This is a genomic window from Streptomyces sp. MH60, from assembly GCF_002939385.1.
Classification (GTDB): domain Bacteria; phylum Actinomycetota; class Actinomycetes; order Streptomycetales; family Streptomycetaceae; genus Streptomyces.
This window is the reverse complement of record NZ_MULI01000022.1, coordinates 80,882-97,090: the sequence shown is the minus strand read 5'-3', so window position 1 is coordinate 97,090 and position 16,209 is coordinate 80,882. Positions and strand designations below refer to the sequence as shown.

Sequence of the window (16,209 nt, the reverse complement as noted above, 5' to 3'; positions counted from 1 at the left end):
CGGGCCGGGGCCCGCCCCGCTCCCGGTTCGCCGCCCGCACCAGCTCGCGGATGCGCAGGTCGGCGGCCCGGGCCCGCGGGTCCACCGACCCCGTCAGCGGGTGCGGCTTGTACAGCAGCCGTACGCCCGGGTCCGCCAGCAGCGCCCGCACCAGGTGCTCCCCGGCCTCGACCACCGAGGTGTTGCCCGGGTTGCCGTCCCAGCCCTCCCAGGTCGGCGCGTACAGGACGGTCGTGAACGCCCCGGGCGCGGGCGGCCCCGCGTACGGCCGTACGGCGTCCAGCTGCGGGCGGCCGATCTCCACCACGTCCTTGTCCTCGACGCCGACCTCCGCCAGCGCGTACCGCTCGCGCGCCGCGGGGCCCGCCACCCACACCTCGTCGTACGCCTTCGCGTACGGGTTGCACGAGGACAGCTTGTCGCTCTCCCCGTGGTTGACGAAGGCGTGCTTGATGGTCGGGATGCGCAGGACCTGGGAGGTCTTCCCGGAGTTGGAGGGGTGGAGGAGGGCCCGGAGCGTCGAGTGCTCCAGGCGCATCAGCGTCGACACCTTCGGCAGGCACACCACCGGGATGTCGGTCGCCGCGATCCGCTGCACCATGTGCCGCTCCCGCAGCACGATCACCGGCCGCCCGTCCAGCCGCGCCAGCGGCTCCAGCCACATGTTCGCCTGGTACGCCGAGGACGCCCCGCCCGAGAAGTACAGGCCGACCGTCGGCCGGTACCGGGTCAGCCACGCCTCGAACCAGTCGAGCACCTCCTGCTCGCCCGCGGGCCGGCGCCCCGGCAGCAGCCGCAGCAGCAGCGCGCCCAGACCCGTCAGCGCCAGCGCCAGGGACAGCGCGAGCCCGGCCGCCCCGTACACCGGCGCGTCGGTCGCCGCCGTCACCAGCAGCCCGGCCGTCGCGGGCAGCCCGAAGGCCGCCAGCCGGTGCCCGGGGCGGCGCAGCAGCGCCGGGGGCGCCGGGGTCAGCCGCAGCGCGGAGGCGTCGATGTTGCGGGTCACCACGGGCAGTGTCCGGGTGCGCCGGACCAGGACGGACACCGCCTGGATCGCCCAGTGCGCCGCGTAGAAGACGAGCAGCCCGGCGACGAGCGGCGCGTACGCCCCCTCGCGGTGCTGTTCGCCCAGGCGCAGCAGGCCCACCACGAGCAGCAGGTCGCGCAGCACGTGCCGGACGGTGACATCGGCGTGCGACTTGGCGAACAGCGACACCATGCCCCGCTGCCACCGGTACAGCGCCCCCTCGGCGGCCAGCGAGGCGGCGCTCGCCGCGAGCAGCAGCGGCACGTGCGGCAGCAGCGCGCCGAGGGCCTGGGCGGCGAAGGCCGCCGCCAGCACTCCCAGGACCAGCAGCTTCTCGGCGGTCCGCCGCCCGGGCAGGCGGAAGCGGGGACCACAGGGCCGCCGGGAGGGCCGGGGCAGACGGCGGCGGGGCAGGGGTAGGGGCACTGCGGTCGCTCCAGGCTCGTCACGCATCGGACAACCGGGTTAACGCCCGGTGACCGCCCGACGACACGCGCGTGTTGACGCCGGGCCTTGACGCGACGCGGACCCGGTGGGCTCCGGGCCCGCTGTCCGCAGCGTGAACTCCGGTGCGGCGCGTGTTCGCCGTCGCGTAGATTGCCTGGCGAGCGCAGGGATCGGCGCGTGTCGACGGGAGAGGCGGACGGGGCCGTGGCAGGGGCAAGGCCGGGAACGGGGCCGGCGGCGAGGCAGGCCGTGGGCGAGGCCCGCAGGATCGTCGTCAAGGTCGGTTCCTCCTCGTTGACCACCGCCGCGGGAGGTCTGGACGCCGACCGGGTCGACGCGCTCGTCGACGTGCTGGCCAAGGTGCGCGGGACCGACAAGGAGATCGTCCTCGTCTCCTCCGGCGCCATCGCCGCGGGGCTCGCCCCGCTGGGCCTGCGCCGCCGCCCGACGGACCTGGCCCGCCAGCAGGCCGCCGCCAGCGTCGGCCAGGGGCTGCTGGTCGCCCGCTACACCGCCTCCTTCGCCCGCTACGGCGTCCGTGTCGGCCAGGTGCTGCTGACCAGCGACGACATGAGCCGCCGCGCCCACCACCGCAACGCCTCCCGCACCCTGGACAAGCTGCTGGCGATGGGCGCCTTCCCGATCGTCAACGAGAACGACACCGTCGCCACCGACGAGATCCGCTTCGGCGACAACGACCGCCTCGCCGCCCTCGTCGCCCACCTGGTCCGCGCCGACCTGCTGGTGCTGCTGTCCGACGTGGACGGCGTCTACGACGGCGACCCGAGCAGGCCCGGCACCTCACGGCTGGCCGAGGTGCGGGACATGGCCGACCTCGCGGGCGTCGACATCGGCAGCGCGGGCAAGGCCGGGGTCGGCACCGGCGGCATGGTCACCAAGGTCGAGGCGGCCCGGATCGCCGCCGCCGCGGGCATCCCCGTGGTGCTGACCAGCGCGGTGCACGCGGCCGACGCCCTGACCGGCGGTGACACCGGCACCTACTTCCACGCCACCGGCAGGCGCTCCGCCGACCGGCTGCTGTGGCTCCAGCACGCCTCCACCCCGCGGGGGGCGCTCGTCCTCGACGACGGGGCGGTACGGGCGGTCGTCGAGGGCCGCAAATCGCTGCTGCCGGCCGGGATCGCGGGCGTCGAGGGCGAGTTCGCCGCGGGCGACCCCGTCGAGCTGCGGGACGGCACCGGAGCGGCGGTGGCACGGGGAGTGGTCAACTTCGACGCCAAGGAGATGCCCCGGCTGATCGGCCGCTCCACCCGGGAACTGGCGCGCGAACTCGGACCCGCGTACGAACGTGAGGTCGTACACAGGGACGATCTGGTGATCCTGCACCCGTAATGGGTCGAAACGTCCCCGAATCGGTGGTGGACGTTCCGCAAAACCGCCCCGCGAGCTCGCGCGGCCTGCTCAACTTTCCCCAGGGACAAGTCCGGCCGACCACCGGGCCGAGCCGTGTGCGTGAAGGAGGCCGTCGTGAGCGGAGTACGCCCTGGGACGGCGGCGCCCCGCGGTGGTACCGCCTCCCGCGGTGGCGCGGGCGCCCGCGGCGGCACGGGCGCGCGCTCCGGCGGCGCCCGGGGCGCGAACCGCGCGGGCGGCGAGGAGCGCGCCCTGACCAGCGTCGCGGCCGGGGACCGCTTCCACGGCGAGGAGCCCGAGCACACCCCGCGCCTGTGGCACGTCACCCTCAGCGTCTCCGGCGCCCGCGCCCCGCTCACCGAGGTGCGCCGGGCGCTCGAACAGCTCGCGCACGACCACCCCTTCCTGCTGACCAGCCGCTACGCCGACGACCACGCGGAGATCCGGTACTGGGAGGAGGCCCGCGACCTGCACGACGCCGCCGCCGTCGCCCTGCGCCTGTGGGGCGAGCACCGGCAGACCGCGGGGCTGCCGCCCTGGGAGATCGTCGGCCTGGAGGTCATCGACCGGGCCACCTACCACCAGCGCATCGCCGCGGGGTACGGGCCCGCCCCGGCGACACCGGTCGGTGTTCACCCGTTTTGACCCGTCCCTCGGCCCATCTCGCGGGATGGGACGGCGGGTGGGCGCCCGGAGCACGCGCACTACCCTTCCCCCATGACCACGCTCTCGCCGTACGACTCGATGTCACCCGTCACCCGGGCCGCCTACCGGGCCAAGTCCGCCGCGGCCGACCTCGCGCCGCTGCCGCGGGCGGCCAAGGACGACGCGCTGCTCGCCGTCGCGGACGCGCTGGAGGTCCGCACGAGCGAGATCGTCGAGGCCAACGCCCAGGACGTGGCCAAGGCCCGCGCCGCCGGGACCAGCGAGGCCATCATCGACCGGCTCACCCTGACCCCGGAGCGGGTCCGCGCCATCGCCTCCGACGTGCGCGACGTCGTCGCGCTGCCCGACCCGGTCGGCGAGGTGGTGCGCGGCTCCACCCTCCCCAACGGCATCGACCTGCGCCAGGTCCGGGTGCCGCTCGGCGTGGTCGGCATCATCTACGAGGGCCGGCCCAACGTCACGGTCGACGCCGCCGCCCTGTGCCTGAAGTCCGGCAACGCGGTCCTGCTGCGCGGCTCCTCCTCCGCCTACCAGTCGAACACCGCCCTGGTCCGGGTGGTCCGGGACGCCGTGGGCGGGGCCGGGCTGCCCGCCGACGCCGTGCAGCTGGTGCCCGGCGAGAGCCGCGAGAGCGTGCGCGAGCTGATGCGGGCCCGCGGCCTGGTCGACGTGCTCATCCCGCGCGGCGGCGCCTCGCTGATCAACACGGTCGTCCAGGAGTCCTCCGTCCCCGTCATCGAGACCGGCACCGGCAACTGCCACGTCTACGTCGACGCCCAGGCCGACCTCGACATGGCCGTCGACATCCTGATCAACTCCAAGGCCCAGCGCGTCGGCGTCTGCAACGCCGCCGAGACACTCCTGGTCCACCAGGACATCGCCGCCGACTTCCTGCCCCGCGCACTGGCCGCGCTCGCCGAGGCCGGGGTCACCGTGCACGCCGACGAGCGGGTCATGGCGTACGCCAAGGACTCCGGCGCGACCGTCGTCGAGGCGACGCCCGAGGACTGGGAGACCGAGTACCTGTCGTACGACATCGCGGCGGCCGTCGTCGACTCCCTGGACCGGGCCGTCGAGCACATCCGGCTGTGGACCTCCGGCCACACCGAGGCCATCGTCACCACCTCGCAGCAGGCCGCCCGGCGCTTCACCCAACTGGTCGACTCCACCACCGTCGCGGTGAACACCTCCACCCGCTTCACCGACGGCGGCCAGTTCGGCTTCGGCGCCGAGATCGGCATCTCCACGCAGAAGCTGCACGCCCGCGGCCCCATGGGACTGCCGGAGCTGACCAGCACGAAGTACATCGTCACCGGCGACGGGCACGTACGGCGCTGACGGCGGGCGCGCCCCGGACACCCGTCGGGCGCACCGCGGAGCACCGATCGGGGCATCTCACCCACCGGATGAATTTCCCCGCCGTCTGCCCAAAACGACCCCCCAGGTCTACTCTGGAGCCGTGCCGGAGGACGTGGGGGGCACGCCGTTCCCGGACGGCAGGGAGCCCGACGACGACCACGACCGCGGGGTGTCGGACGAAGAGTTCGCCTCCGTGGTCTTCGACGAGGGCTTCGTACGGGCGGCCGCGGTGCACGAGCCGACCGCCGTCGAACGCCTCCTGGCCGCCGCGCAGGCCCGAGCCGAGGCCACCGAGGCGGAAGCGGCCCGCCGCGGCCGCGGCAGAGCCGAGCGCTACGACGACGGATACGGCGATTTCGGCCATGATCCCGACCTCGACGACCCGGACGACGACCGCGACCTCCTCGACCGCCCGTACGGCGCTCCCGCGGCCTACGGCAAGCAGGTCCGCTGGCACCGCCCCGTCGCCTGGCTGCTCGCGCTCGCGATGGGCATCGGCATGGTCGCGCTGGCCTTCGTGGCCGTCTACCGGGGCGCGTCCTCCGGCGGCGGCCCGGAGCAGGTGCCGCCCCCCGCCTCCACCGGCCCGGAACAGGGCGGCACCGCGACCCCCTCGGCCTCCGCGGACTACTCCCAGCCCGCCGTCTCGGTGATTCCGCGCAGCCCCTGACCTGACCCGGGGCGGCGCCAAGCTGTCCCAACTTGACCTGCGGCAGCGCGTTTACGCGACCTTCCGCAGACTCACTCTGAAGGTATGGCAGGGCTTGGCGGTCCGCCCGGAGGGACGCCCGAGGGCGGTCCCGGAGGCGGGGAGGACGAGTACCGATCCGTCGTCTTCGACGAATCGTTCGTGCGCGCTGCCCGGCTCCAGGAGTTCTCCGCCCAGGAGCGCATCACCGACCACGCGCCCGCGGTGCGCCGCCGGCCGCCCCTGCGCCGGGCCGGACTGTCCCGGCAGGCGCTGATCCTCGTCCTGCTGATCGCCGTCGCCTTCGGCACCGCCATATACATGGGCGTACGGCACCCCTACCAGAGCGCCTCCGGGCAGCGGGCCGCCGAGCCGGTGCGGATGACCGTCGTCCCGCTCGCCCCCCGGGACCGGGTGCCCGGCGCCGACGACACCGCGTTCCTGTACGCGCACAGCCCCGCCGCGCACTTCAGGACCGCGGCCCAGGGCATCCCGCTGCCGGGGGCCCGGCGCACGGCGCACTTCTCCGAGGACCAGGTGTTCAACGCGCTCACCACCGCGAAGAACTACATCGTCCGCTCGGCGCTCGACCCGGACGTGCTCGGCGGCGGTGACGTCCGCTCGGTGCGGGTGCTGCTGGAGCCGGACCAGCTCCACCAGTTCGACGAGAGCTTCGAGAAACCCGCCCCGGACGGCCGGCACGCCCCCACCGGGTGGCTGATCCGCTTCGACCCGGCCCGGGCCGAGCTGGCCGACCCCGCGATCCGGGTGGACGGCAGCCTGCGCGCCGTGGAGAGCGACGGGTCCACGCTGGAGGTCACCGCCGACCACACCATGGTGTACGCGCTGCGGCCCGCCGACGACGCCCGGGCCGAGGCGTCGCTGTTCACCGTCCGGCGCGAGCTGCGCTTCCGCTTCGACCGGGACGACCTGCGGCTGCACCAGACCCGGCTCGTCGCCTCCTACGTCCAGGCCGGACCGCTGTCCTGCGCCGACGACTCGGCGAACCACCTCCGCCCCCTGCTGGCCGGCCGGCGGGCCGGGGCCGGCGTCCCGGCCGGCACCGACCCGTACACGTCGGACGACGCAACGGCCCTGTGCGGCAGCCTCGCGACGAACGCCCAGCCGAAGGTCTGAGCGGGGCGGAAGGTCAGGCGCCGTCGCGCGGTGAGCCGTCCCGCGGAGACTCCGGGCCGCCGCCACCGCTGCCCCCGGGCCCCTCGCCGGGCGTGTCGGAACCGGGTCCGTCCGCCGGCCCGCCCCCGTCCTCGGACGGCCTCGGCTGGGAGCCCGTGAAGCCGCCGAAGCCCCGGCGCATCCGGTCACCGAGGTCACCGGCGCCGCCCGCGATGTCGTTGACCAGCTTCATCAGCGGGTCCTTGGAGCTGCGCACATGCGTGGCGTAGTGGGACGCCGACTCCCGGAAGGAGTCCCGCACCGAGGTGTCCTTGTCCTCGTCCCGCCGCGGGTAGTGGCCGTCCATGATCCGCTGGTAGTCCCGGGAGGCCGCCCACTTCTTCAGCTCGGCGGCCCGCACCGTGGTGAACGGGTGCGAGCGGGGCAGCACGTTCAGGATCTTCAGCACCGAGTCGCGCAGGTCGCCGCCCGCCTCGTACTCCTCGGCCTGCTCCAGGAACGCGTCCACGTTCATCTCGTGCAGGTGGTTGCCGCCCGCGATCTTCATCAGGCCCCGCATGGACGCCTGCGGGTCCTGGCCGACCAGCAGTCCCGCGCGGTCGGCGGACAGCTCCGACTTGCGGAACCACTCGCGCAGCGCCGTCACGATCGCCATGATCGCCACGTTCCCCAGCGGGATCCAGGCGACCCGGACGGCGAGGGAGGTCAGGAAGAGCAGGATGGTGCGGTAGACCGCGTGCCCGGACAGGGCGTGCCCCACCTCGTGCCCGACGACCGCGCGCATCTCCTCCTCGTCGAGCAGCTCGACCAGGCCGGTGGTGACGACGATGATCGGCTCGTCCAGGCCGATGCACATCGCGTTCGGCGTCGGGTCCTGGTTGACGTACATCGGCGGGACCTTCTCCAGGTCCAGGATGTAGCAGGCGTCGCGCAGCATGACGTTCAGGTGGGCGAACTGCCGGTCCGAGACGCGCACCGAGTCGGACAGGAACAGCAGCCTGAGGCTCCGCTCGGGAAGCAGGCCGCTGAGCGCCTTGAAGACCGTGTCGAAGCCGCTCAGCCTGCGCAGCGCCACCAGGGCGCTGCGGTCGGCCGGATGCTCGTACGCGCGCGAGGAGATGGCGGGGAAGCGCCTGCGCTGCCTGCTCGGCACGTGCTCGTGACCGTTGTGCTGGCCGTCGGACATCTCTTCCCCCATGCGCGTATGTGTGACCTGGACGTACGTATGGTTTTTGCGAACCCTTGTGCGGCCCTTTGCGCCCCCCGAGCCGGGCCCAGCCTAGGCGGAGATACCGTGGACGGGCAGTACGTCTAAGGAGTCCACACCATGCAGCACATCCCCCACCCCGACTGGCTCGCCGGGGCCGCGACCGCCGCAGAGCAGCAGGGGCCGGGGAATCTGCTCCGGATCGTCCTGATCGTCATGGTGGTGGGCTGTGTGCTGACCGCGTGGTTCCTGCTGCGGGGGTACAAGCAGAAGGACGACTGAGGAGATCCGAAGGTTCCCCCGGAGCCGCCGCACCCGGTCGTGGCCCGTCCCCAACGGCGGAGTCGGCGTGATCGTCCGCGGGGCGCCCGCATACGATGAGCGGACGTCCAGTCCCGCCCACACCGGATAGGTCCTGCCGAAGATGAGCCTTCCCCTCAGCGCCGCCCAGTTCGTCACCCTCGCCGCCGAGGGCGGCGAGGAGCACGGCGGCAACCACGAGAGCCTCAGCCCTTACGTCACCGGCATCGGCGCATTCGTCATCCTGCTGCTCCTGCTGTGGATCACCACCCGGTTCAACCGCGACCGCTGAGCCCGCGGCCCAGTGGGCGCGACCGGATCGATCCGGGCGGGCCGGTAGGGTCTGCTCGCATGGGAGAGCACGACACGCCTACCGGCCCGGCGCACGCGCCGGAGCGCGGCACGCAGAACGCGGTGCCCGCCCGCGCCACCGGCCCGGTCAACGGTCCGGGCGGCGGCCCGTCGCCGGGCAAGCGACGCCTGGGCGTCATGGGCGGCACCTTCGACCCGATCCACCACGGCCACCTCGTGGCCGCCAGCGAGGTCGCCGCGCAGTTCCAGCTCGACGAGGTGGTGTTCGTACCCACCGGGCAGCCGTGGCAGAAGAGCCACCGCGCGGTCTCCGCGGCCGAGGACCGCTATCTGATGACGGTCGTCGCGACCGTCGAGAACCCGCAGTTCTCCGTCAGCCGCATCGACATCGACCGCGGCGGCCCCACCTACACCGTCGACACCCTGCGCGACCTGCGCGCCCTCAACCCGGACGCGGACCTGTTCTTCATCACCGGGGCCGACGCCCTCGCCCAGATCCTCACCTGGCGCGACAGCGAGGAACTGTTCTCCCTCGCCCACTTCATCGGCGTCACCCGGCCCGGCCACACCCTCACGGACGCCGGACTCCCCAAGGGCGGCGTCTCGCTCGTCGAGGTGCCCGCCCTCGCCATCTCCTCCACGGACTGCCGTGCGAGAGTCGCCAAGGGCGATCCCGTCTGGTACCTGGTGCCCGACGGAGTCGTGCGCTATATCGACAAACGCCACCTGTACCGCGGCGAGTGAGCCGAGAGGGGCACCGGTGAACGACGGATACGACGCGGGATACGGCGACGACCAGTACGAACTCGTCGGCTACGACGAGTACGGCCGCCCCGTGTACCGCCAGGCCCAGGGGCAAGGGCAGGGACAGGGGCAGGGCCACGCCCAGCCCGGCCACCAGCAGCAGTACGACCCGTACGCGCAGCAGCAGTACGGGCAGCAGGGCTACGGCTACGACCCGTACGCCACGGGCACCCAGCAGCCCGTCCAGCAGCCCTACGACCCCTACGGCTCCCAGGGTGGCTACGACACCGGCCAGCAGCCGGCCCAGCCGCCCGCGCCCGACTACGGCGGCTACGGCGGCCACCCCTCCGGACCGCACGGGGGCGCCCCGGCCCCGCAGCAGTACGACCCGTACGGGCAGGCCGCGACCAGCGGGCCGCAGCCCCGGGTCGCCGAGCAGACCGCCCACATCCCGCAGCAGGCCGGCCCGTCCGAGGAGCGGGAGCGCACGGACCACCGCGAGGCGGCCGAACCCGGCGGTGACTACCGCACCGAGCAGTTCGCCTTCGTCGAGGAGCCGGCCGGCGACTCCGAGGACGTCATCGACTGGATGAAGTTCACGGAGAACCGCACCGAACGCCGCGAGGAGGCCCGGCGGCGCGCCCGCTCGCGCGTCGTCGCCCTGGTCGTCGTCCTGGCGCTGGTCGCGGTCGGCGGCGTCGGCTACCTCTGGTACGCCGGGAAGCTGCCCGGACTGTCCTCCTCCGACGACAAGACCGGCGCCGCGACGACGACGGGCGCCCAGAAGCGCGACGTGATCGCCGTCCACCTGCACGACACCAAGGGTGGCGGCACCTCCACCGCGCTGCTCGTGAACAACACCACCACCAAGCAGGGCACCGCCGTGCTGGTGCCCAACGCGCTCGCCCTGACCGGCGACGACGGCAGCACCACCTCGCTCGCCAAGTCCGTCGGCGACGAGGGCCCCGACGCGACCCGCACCGCCCTCGACTCCGCCCTCGGCACCGACATCGAGGGCACCTGGCGGCTGGACACGCCCTACCTCCAGATCCTCGTCGACCTGGTCGGCAACGTCGACGTCGACACCGACGCCGACGTCCCCGACCCGGAGTCCAAGGGCAAGGGCAAGGGCGCCGCGACCCTCGTGCACAAGGGCGAGGGCCAGACCCTCAGCGGCAAGATGGCCGTCGCCTACGCCACCTACAGCGCCAAGGGCGAGGACGCGAACGCCCAGCTGCAGCGGTTCGGGCAGGTCATGCAGGGGGTGCTGCGCAAGCTGTCCTCCGACCCGCAGGCCGCGACGACCACCGTCCAGACCATGGGGATGATCCTCGACCCGCCGCTGACCGAGAAGGACCTCGGCACCTTCCTCGCCGGGCTCTCCGACCGGGCCAAGGGCGGCGACTTCAAGACCGCGCTGCTGCCCGTCCAGGACGACGGCGGGCTCAGCGCCGAGGCCAGTGACAGCGTCGTCAAGGACGTCCTCGGCGGCACCGCCAAGAGCCCCGACAAGGACGCGGCCGTCAGCGTCTCCGTCCGCAACGCCACCGGCGAGGAGGACCGCACCGGCAAGGCCCGCGTCGTCCTCGTCAACGGCGGCTTCACCTTCGTGTCGGGCGGCACCGCCTCCGGCACCGAGGCCACGTCGGAGGTCGTCTACGCGCAGGCCGCCGACAAGGAGAACGCCGTCCAGGTCGCCAAGACCCTGGGCCTGCCCGCCGACGCCGTCTCCCAGGGGAAGGTCTCCGCGAACGCGCGGGTCTCGGTGGTGCTCGGCCAGGACTACAAGCCGGCGTCGTAGGGGGAACGCGGGCGGGCGCTCGTCGCGTGGGCCGGTGTCGGCGGTCGTGAGACCCTTGAGGTCAACCGACCGCCGACCCGAAAGCCAGGCAGTGACCGCGACCGACCGCTCCATCGAACTCATCAACGCCGCCGCCCAGGCGGCGGCCGACAAGCTCGCGCACGACATCATCGCCTACGACGTCAGCGACGTGCTGTCGATCACGGATGCCTTCCTGCTGGCCTCCGCGCCCAACGACCGCCAGGTCAAGTCGATCGTCGACGAGATCGAGGAGCGGCTGAACAAGGAGCTCGGCGCCAAGCCGGTGCGCCGCGAGGGTGACCGCGAGGCCCGCTGGGTCCTGCTCGACTACGTCGACATCGTCGTCCACGTCCAGCACAGCGAGGAGCGCGTCTTCTACGCCCTGGAGCGGCTGTGGAAGGACTGCCCCGAGCTGGAGCTGCCCGCAGACGCCAAGGAGACCCGCGGCAAGGCGGAGGAGCACGCGAAGCTCCAGGCCGCCGAGGAGGCGACGCGCACCGACGAGGACTGGCGATGAGCGCCACCGGAGAGGTGACGGCGGGCAGGCCGGGCCGCGGCCGCCGCGTCATCCTCTGGCGGCACGGCCAGACCGCGTGGAACGTGGAGCGCCGCTTCCAGGGCAGCACGGACGTCGAGCTGACCGAGACCGGCGTCGCCCAGGCCCGCCGCGCGGCCGGGCTGCTCGTGCACCTGCGGCCCGACGCGATCGTCGCCTCCGACCTCGCGCGCGCCGCGGACACGGCCGCCGAGCTGTCCGTGCTCACCGGCCTCGAGGTGACCCTGGAGGAGGGCCTGCGGGAGACCTACGCGGGCGTCTGGCAGGGCCTGACCCACGAGGAGATCATCGCCCGGCACGGCGACGAGTACGCGGCCTGGAAGCGCGGCGAGCCCGTGCGCCGGGGCGGTGGCGAGCTGGAGACCGAGGTCGCCGACCGCGCCGCCCCCGTGGTGCTCCGGCACGCCGAGAAGCTCCCCGAGGACGGCACCCTCGTCGTGGTCAGCCACGGCGGCACGATCCGCACCACCATCGGCCGCCTGCTGGGCCTGGAGCCGCACAGCTGGGAGAGCCTCGGCGGCCTGACCAACTGCTGCTGGTCGGTCCTCGGCGAGGGCGCCCGGGGCTGGCGCCTGCTGGAGCACAACGCGGGCACCCTGCCGGAACCGGTGATCGGCGACGACGTCTGACCGACGATTTCACTTTCCGGCAGGTCGCAGGCTAAAGTTCTTCTTGTTCGCCCCGCCGAGCGGAGCGGATGAAGTGGAGGATCATGCGGCCCGGGTCGCGTGGCACCAGGGGCTATAGCTCAGTTGGTAGAGCGCCTGCATGGCATGCAGGAGGTCAGGAGTTCAATTCTCCTTAGCTCCACAGCCCACGGACGAATCCCGTCCCCTTCGGGGGGCGGGATTTTTCGTCTGCGTCCGCTTGAGCAACAGGCGTCCCACAGGCGTATACGTCGGTGGGACGCCGTGTCCGGACCGGTACTGAGGCGTCGCTGACCGGGTCGGCCCGGCCGTGGCAGAATCAAACGGCCGGAAGGGGACCGCGGCCCGACGGGAGGGAGTGGCGATGCCTGGGAGCATCCTCGAGGAGGTCGGTCACCTCCTCGGCGGAGCGGTGGCACGGAACACGGTCACCCGTCTCAGCTGCCCTTCCTGCGGTTCCGGTCATGTGGCCCAAGTCCTCGGCGACAACGGCGGAATCTCTTACGTGTGCACGGCCTGCGGCCACAGCTGGAGCTGATCGATGGGTGCACACAGGCGGAAGTGCGACTGGTGCGGCAGTGGTACGCCCATCGTGCGCGACATGGAACCGGTCAATCCCGACTACCAGTACTGGTGCGAGGAATGCGCGCGGGCGCTGATCATAAAAGGCGACCCCATCGAGACGTACCGGGAACTCGAGGGTGAGCCGATCTACGGCCGGCTCCTGGAGGAGCACTGCACGCTCAAACGCTTCTACTCGTTCGTGACGGCCTGACGGACCTGACGGTCTGACGGCGGGGCGGGCCCGCAAGAGGGCAAAGCGGGCAAAGTGGAAACGATTTGGTGTTGTCCCCGGTGGACCGTGTAATGTTGGCGTCGCCGCCGGGGAGACCGGGCGGCAGACAGCAAGGGGCTATAGCTCAGTTGGTAGAGCGCCTGCATGGCATGCAGGAGGTCAGGAGTTCAATTCTCCTTAGCTCCACAGAGAAACCCCCCGGATCGGTATCCGGGGGGTTTGTTCGTTCCTCAGCGGCCGAGCGCCCGGCGGCCGCGACCCTGGGACAGCACCGGCAGATTGCCGCCGCGCGGGGACGGCGCCTGCCCGCGGGTGTCCTCCTCGATGCGCAGTGCCAGCGCCGGGCAGCGGCGCACCGCACGCACCGCCTTGGCCTCCGCGAAACGCGGCACCTCGGCCTGCGCGACGGTCGGGAAGCCGTCGGCGCCGAGCTGGAAGACCTCCGGGAGAATGTCCGCGCACAGCCCGTGCCCGCGGCACAGCGTCCAGTCGACGTAGATCTTCTGGCGGCTGGGGCCGTTCTCCTCCCCGCCGCCGGGGACGCCGGTCGGGGTCCTGCCCCCCTCGAAGAGCGGCAGGACGCCCTCCACGGGCCGGCCGCAGCCGTTGCCGAGGACATGGGCGGCCAGGTCGTCCGTGAACGCCTTGACGGTCGACTCCAGGAACATCGCCGAGCCGTCCGGGTGCGAGCAGGCGCCGCGCCGCTTCACGTTCTTCGCGACCTGCTTGACCGCCTCCAGGGCGGCCGGACCGCCGCCGTTCAGGATGTCCTCCAGGCCCCGCGCGGCGGCCGGCAGGCCCAGATAGCAGGGCCCGCACTGGCCGGCGCTCTCCTCGGCCAGCCACTGCGCCACCCGCAGCGACTCGCCCAGCGCGCAGGTGTCCTGACTGATCGGCAGGATCGCGCCCGCGCCGAGCGAGCCGCCCACCTGCTGAAGCGAGTTGCGGGAGACGATCGCCTCGTCGACGGTCGCCGCGTCGATCCACTTGCCGTGGTAGCCGCCGGTCAGCACGCCCTGCGGCACCGGCGGGGCGCCGGCCAGCTGGAGGACGTAGCGCAGCGGCACGCCCGTCGGGACCTCGATCACCATGGGGCGGGCCACCGCGCCGGAGACCGTGAGCATCACGGTGCCCGGCTCGTCGTACAGGCCGGTGTTGCCGTAGCGCTCCGGGCCGATGCGGGCGGCGATCGCCAGCTGGGCGAAGGTCTCGGCGTTGGACAGCAGGGTCGGCGCGCCGCCGACCCCGCTCCTGGAGGCGCTCACCTTGCGGCCGGGCGGGATCGCCGGGCCGCCGTCGATGGAGCGGATCAGCGAGGCCGCCGCGCCGGTGACCATGCGCACCGGATTGCGCTGCACGCGCGCGCGGAGGGCGGACCGGCGGCCGTTGCTCAGCCCGCGTTCGGCCAGGGCGGCCTCCATGGAGCGCTGGGTGGACTCCCGGGTGACCCCGATGACCAGCGTGCGGGCGCCCATCGCCTCGGCGCACAGCAGCGCGCCGTCCAGGATCAGGTGCGGGGCGCGGTTGATCAGCACCGTGTCCTTGCGGCAGGCCGGCTCGTCCTCACTGCCGTTGACGACCACGACCGGGCGTACGCCGCGCTTGATCGCCGCCTCGGCGACCGAGCGCAGCTTCTTGTGGAAGGGGAAGCCCGCGCCGCCGCGGCCCTTCAGGCCGATGCGTTCGGAGAGCTGCGCGAGCTGCTCCCCGCCCATCGGTTCGAGCGGACCGTGCACCTTGAGGTGCATGGGCAGATCCAGGCGCTCGACAAGGTCGAAGCCCGACGTGAGCTGGGGAAGCCCGACCACGCGGACCTCGGGGACGTCGGGCAGGGCCTCGTTCAATTCAAGCCTCCGGAAGGCGTGTTCCAAGGTTCACCGGAACCCGGTGCGTCGAAGTCGTGGGACGGCGACGGCACACCGGGGGTTGGTTCAGGGGCGGGACCGCTGTTGTACGTGTCGCTGGGGTAGTACGTGTCGTAGACCGCGTTCGTCTCACGGGTGTCGTACACGTCACTCGAGCCGTAGCCCGAGGCGGGGGGAGCGGAGTACCGCGCGGAGTAGTCCGCCGCGTCCGTGCTGCCGTAGACCGGGATGGTGTGTCCGGTGTCGTTGAGCGGGTCGTAGACCGACGGGGGCGCCTCGCCGACCGGGGGCGGCGACGGTACGGGCCAGCTGCCCGAGGTGCTGCCGCCGCCGTCCACGAACGGCATCGCCTCGGTGGGCCGCGGGTCCGGCGGCAGCTGGGCGGACGCGGCCGGGTCGGCCGTCAGCGGCGGGCGGCGCGTGCCCGAGGGAGCGGACACCGCGCGGTAGGCCGCCGCGAAGCCGCTCGCGGGCTCCGGGGCGGTGAGGCGCTCCGCGGGTTCGTACAGCGGGGCGGACGGGGACGTGCCGCGCACGGACGACGCCCCGGCGCGCTCGTAGCCCGGCAGGGCCGCGGTGTCCCTCGGCCGGCTCTCCGCCTGCTCCTCGCGGACGGGCCGCTCCCCGGTCCCGAGGAGGCCGGCGATCCGGTCGGCGACCCTGCGCTTGACCGGACGGGGCGCCGCGCGCAGCGCCAGGGCCGCCATGACCCCGACCACGGACAGCGCGTACAGCACCACGAAGACCGGCTTCGCCGCGCGACCCGCGTAGAGCCCGTGCAGCAGGGCCAGGCACCACGCCGGGTAGGCCAGCATGTGCATGGCCCGCCAGCGGGCCGCCACGGGGGCCGGGGAGGCGAAGCGGTTGCGCAGGGCTCCGGTGACCCCCACGAAGATCATGAGCATGCTGGCCAGGGTGCCGAAGCCGATGAGGACGGCCCGGCCGCCGAACTCCTCGTCGTCCGTGGCCAGGAGGCCGAACGGGAGGACCGCGGCGACCCAGGTGGTGTGGTCCAGGACCAGCTTGACCACGATGTGCACCAGCAGGAAGACGACCGAGGCGACCGCGGTGGTCCGGTGCACCGCCTGGGCCAGGATCCGCTGCCGGGTGTCGAGGACGATCCGGTCCTGGGCGAGCAGACCCCAGATCACCGAGCAGCTGAGGAAGACGAGGGAGAGGACGCCGGCGCCGAAGTTCAGGAACTGGGCGAAGGTGTCGTCCACCGTGCTGTCGTTCGTCATGACGACGGACCTCCGCACGTC

At 73.0% G+C, this 16,209-nt stretch carries 16 protein-coding genes and 2 tRNA genes; 14 read left to right on the top strand and 4 right to left on the bottom strand.

Going from position 1 to position 16,209, the window contains the following annotated elements:
- The coding region (locus tag BZZ08_RS16650) for a hypothetical protein (protein ID WP_104633015.1) at window positions 1-1,480 on the bottom strand (1,480 nt) is incomplete at its 3' end.
- Between the two features lie 243 nt (window positions 1,481-1,723).
- Between BZZ08_RS16650 and proB the strand changes: the two genes are divergently transcribed.
- The 5 genes from proB to BZZ08_RS16625 all read left to right on the top strand — a co-directional run bounded on the left by proB (window position 1,724) and on the right by BZZ08_RS16625 (window position 6,698).
- Entirely contained in the window at window positions 1,724-2,827 is a 1,104-nt protein-coding gene (gene proB, locus BZZ08_RS16645; protein ID WP_104633004.1) for a glutamate 5-kinase, read from the top strand.
- Window positions 2,828-2,962: 135 nt separating this feature from the next.
- Window positions 2,963-3,493, top strand: a complete 531-nt coding sequence (locus tag BZZ08_RS16640) for a hypothetical protein (protein WP_104633014.1) — start codon at window positions 2,963-2,965, stop codon at window positions 3,491-3,493.
- 72 nt (window positions 3,494-3,565) lie between these two features.
- Window positions 3,566-4,852 carry a glutamate-5-semialdehyde dehydrogenase gene (locus BZZ08_RS16635; RefSeq protein ID WP_104633003.1) on the top strand — a complete coding sequence of 429 codons (1,287 nt, stop codon included), beginning with the start codon at window positions 3,566-3,568 and terminating at the stop codon, window positions 4,850-4,852.
- Between the two features lie 121 nt (window positions 4,853-4,973).
- On the top strand, window positions 4,974-5,543 hold the full coding sequence (locus tag BZZ08_RS16630; protein WP_198601522.1) for an SCO2584 family spore wall biosynthesis protein: 570 nt from the start codon (window positions 4,974-4,976) through the stop codon (window positions 5,541-5,543).
- 84 nt (window positions 5,544-5,627) lie between these two features.
- Window positions 5,628-6,698, top strand: coding sequence for an SCO2583 family membrane protein (locus BZZ08_RS16625; protein ID WP_104633001.1), 1,071 nt, complete (start codon window positions 5,628-5,630; stop codon window positions 6,696-6,698).
- A 13-nt stretch (window positions 6,699-6,711) separates the two neighbouring features.
- On the opposite strand, the gene BZZ08_RS16620 is transcribed toward BZZ08_RS16625, so the two are convergent.
- Window positions 6,712-7,884 carry a M48 family metallopeptidase gene (locus BZZ08_RS16620; protein ID WP_104633000.1) on the bottom strand — a complete coding sequence of 391 codons (1,173 nt, stop codon included), beginning with the start codon at window positions 7,882-7,884 and terminating at the stop codon, window positions 6,712-6,714.
- 141 nt (window positions 7,885-8,025) lie between these two features.
- Between BZZ08_RS16620 and BZZ08_RS16615 the strand changes: the two genes are divergently transcribed.
- The 9 genes from BZZ08_RS16615 to BZZ08_RS16570 all read left to right on the top strand — a co-directional run bounded on the left by BZZ08_RS16615 (window position 8,026) and on the right by BZZ08_RS16570 (window position 13,268).
- Window positions 8,026-8,187, top strand: coding sequence for a hypothetical protein (locus BZZ08_RS16615; protein ID WP_030186901.1), 162 nt, complete (start codon window positions 8,026-8,028; stop codon window positions 8,185-8,187).
- A gap of 142 nt (window positions 8,188-8,329) precedes the next feature.
- The gene (locus BZZ08_RS16610) at window positions 8,330-8,497 is read left to right on the top strand and encodes a hypothetical protein (protein ID WP_003976223.1); all 168 of its coding nucleotides are present in this window, start codon (window positions 8,330-8,332) and stop codon (window positions 8,495-8,497) included.
- Between the two features lie 59 nt (window positions 8,498-8,556).
- Window positions 8,557-9,261: a nicotinate-nucleotide adenylyltransferase gene (nadD, locus tag BZZ08_RS16605; protein WP_104632999.1), complete on the top strand. Its 705-nt coding sequence runs from the start codon at window positions 8,557-8,559 to the stop codon at window positions 9,259-9,261.
- Window positions 9,262-9,277: 16 nt separating this feature from the next.
- Entirely contained in the window at window positions 9,278-11,062 is a 1,785-nt protein-coding gene (locus BZZ08_RS16600; protein ID WP_104632998.1) for an LCP family protein, read from the top strand.
- Between the two features lie 91 nt (window positions 11,063-11,153).
- Window positions 11,154-11,600, top strand: a complete 447-nt coding sequence (rsfS, locus tag BZZ08_RS16595; RefSeq protein WP_052838175.1) for a ribosome silencing factor — start codon at window positions 11,154-11,156, stop codon at window positions 11,598-11,600.
- A complete protein-coding gene (locus BZZ08_RS16590; protein WP_104632997.1) occupies window positions 11,597-12,268 on the top strand; it encodes a histidine phosphatase family protein in 672 nt (223 codons plus the stop codon). The genes rsfS and BZZ08_RS16590 overlap by 4 nt, the downstream gene beginning before the upstream one ends.
- 108 nt (window positions 12,269-12,376) lie before the next feature.
- Window positions 12,377-12,449 (top strand) — tRNA-Ala (locus BZZ08_RS16585).
- A 378-nt stretch (window positions 12,450-12,827) separates the two neighbouring features.
- Window positions 12,828-13,061, top strand: a complete 234-nt coding sequence (locus BZZ08_RS16575; RefSeq protein ID WP_003976229.1) for a hypothetical protein — start codon at window positions 12,828-12,830, stop codon at window positions 13,059-13,061.
- A 134-nt stretch (window positions 13,062-13,195) separates the two neighbouring features.
- Window positions 13,196-13,268, top strand: a tRNA-Ala gene (locus tag BZZ08_RS16570).
- A gap of 44 nt (window positions 13,269-13,312) precedes the next feature.
- Here the strand turns inward: BZZ08_RS16570 and BZZ08_RS16565 are convergent.
- Together BZZ08_RS16565 and BZZ08_RS16560 are read right to left on the bottom strand one after the other, a co-directional pair.
- Window positions 13,313-14,926 carry an NADH-quinone oxidoreductase subunit NuoF family protein gene (locus BZZ08_RS16565; protein WP_198601521.1) on the bottom strand — a complete coding sequence of 538 codons (1,614 nt, stop codon included), beginning with the start codon at window positions 14,924-14,926 and terminating at the stop codon, window positions 13,313-13,315.
- Entirely contained in the window at window positions 14,923-16,188 is a 1,266-nt protein-coding gene (locus BZZ08_RS16560) for a ferric reductase-like transmembrane domain-containing protein (RefSeq protein WP_104632995.1), read from the bottom strand. The genes BZZ08_RS16565 and BZZ08_RS16560 overlap by 4 nt, the downstream gene beginning before the upstream one ends.
- Between the last annotated feature and the right edge of the window lie 21 nt (window positions 16,189-16,209).

Coding starts and splice junctions, on each gene's coding strand:
- BZZ08_RS16625 (WP_104633001.1), top strand. CDS start 5,628: ATGGCAGGGCTTGGCGGTCCGCCCGGAGGGACGCCCGAGGGCGGTCCC.
- BZZ08_RS16575 (WP_003976229.1), top strand. CDS start 12,828: ATGGGTGCACACAGGCGGAAGTGCGACTGGTGCGGCAGTGGTACGCCC.
- nadD (WP_104632999.1), top strand. CDS start 8,557: ATGGGAGAGCACGACACGCCTACCGGCCCGGCGCACGCGCCGGAGCGC.
- BZZ08_RS16615 (WP_030186901.1), top strand. CDS start 8,026: ATGCAGCACATCCCCCACCCCGACTGGCTCGCCGGGGCCGCGACCGCC.
- BZZ08_RS16560 (WP_104632995.1), bottom strand. CDS start 16,188: ATGACGAACGACAGCACGGTGGACGACACCTTCGCCCAGTTCCTGAAC.
- BZZ08_RS16620 (WP_104633000.1), bottom strand. CDS start 7,884: ATGTCCGACGGCCAGCACAACGGTCACGAGCACGTGCCGAGCAGGCAG.
- BZZ08_RS16635 (WP_104633003.1), top strand. CDS start 3,566: ATGACCACGCTCTCGCCGTACGACTCGATGTCACCCGTCACCCGGGCC.
- BZZ08_RS16610 (WP_003976223.1), top strand. CDS start 8,330: ATGAGCCTTCCCCTCAGCGCCGCCCAGTTCGTCACCCTCGCCGCCGAG.
- BZZ08_RS16590 (WP_104632997.1), top strand. CDS start 11,597: ATGAGCGCCACCGGAGAGGTGACGGCGGGCAGGCCGGGCCGCGGCCGC.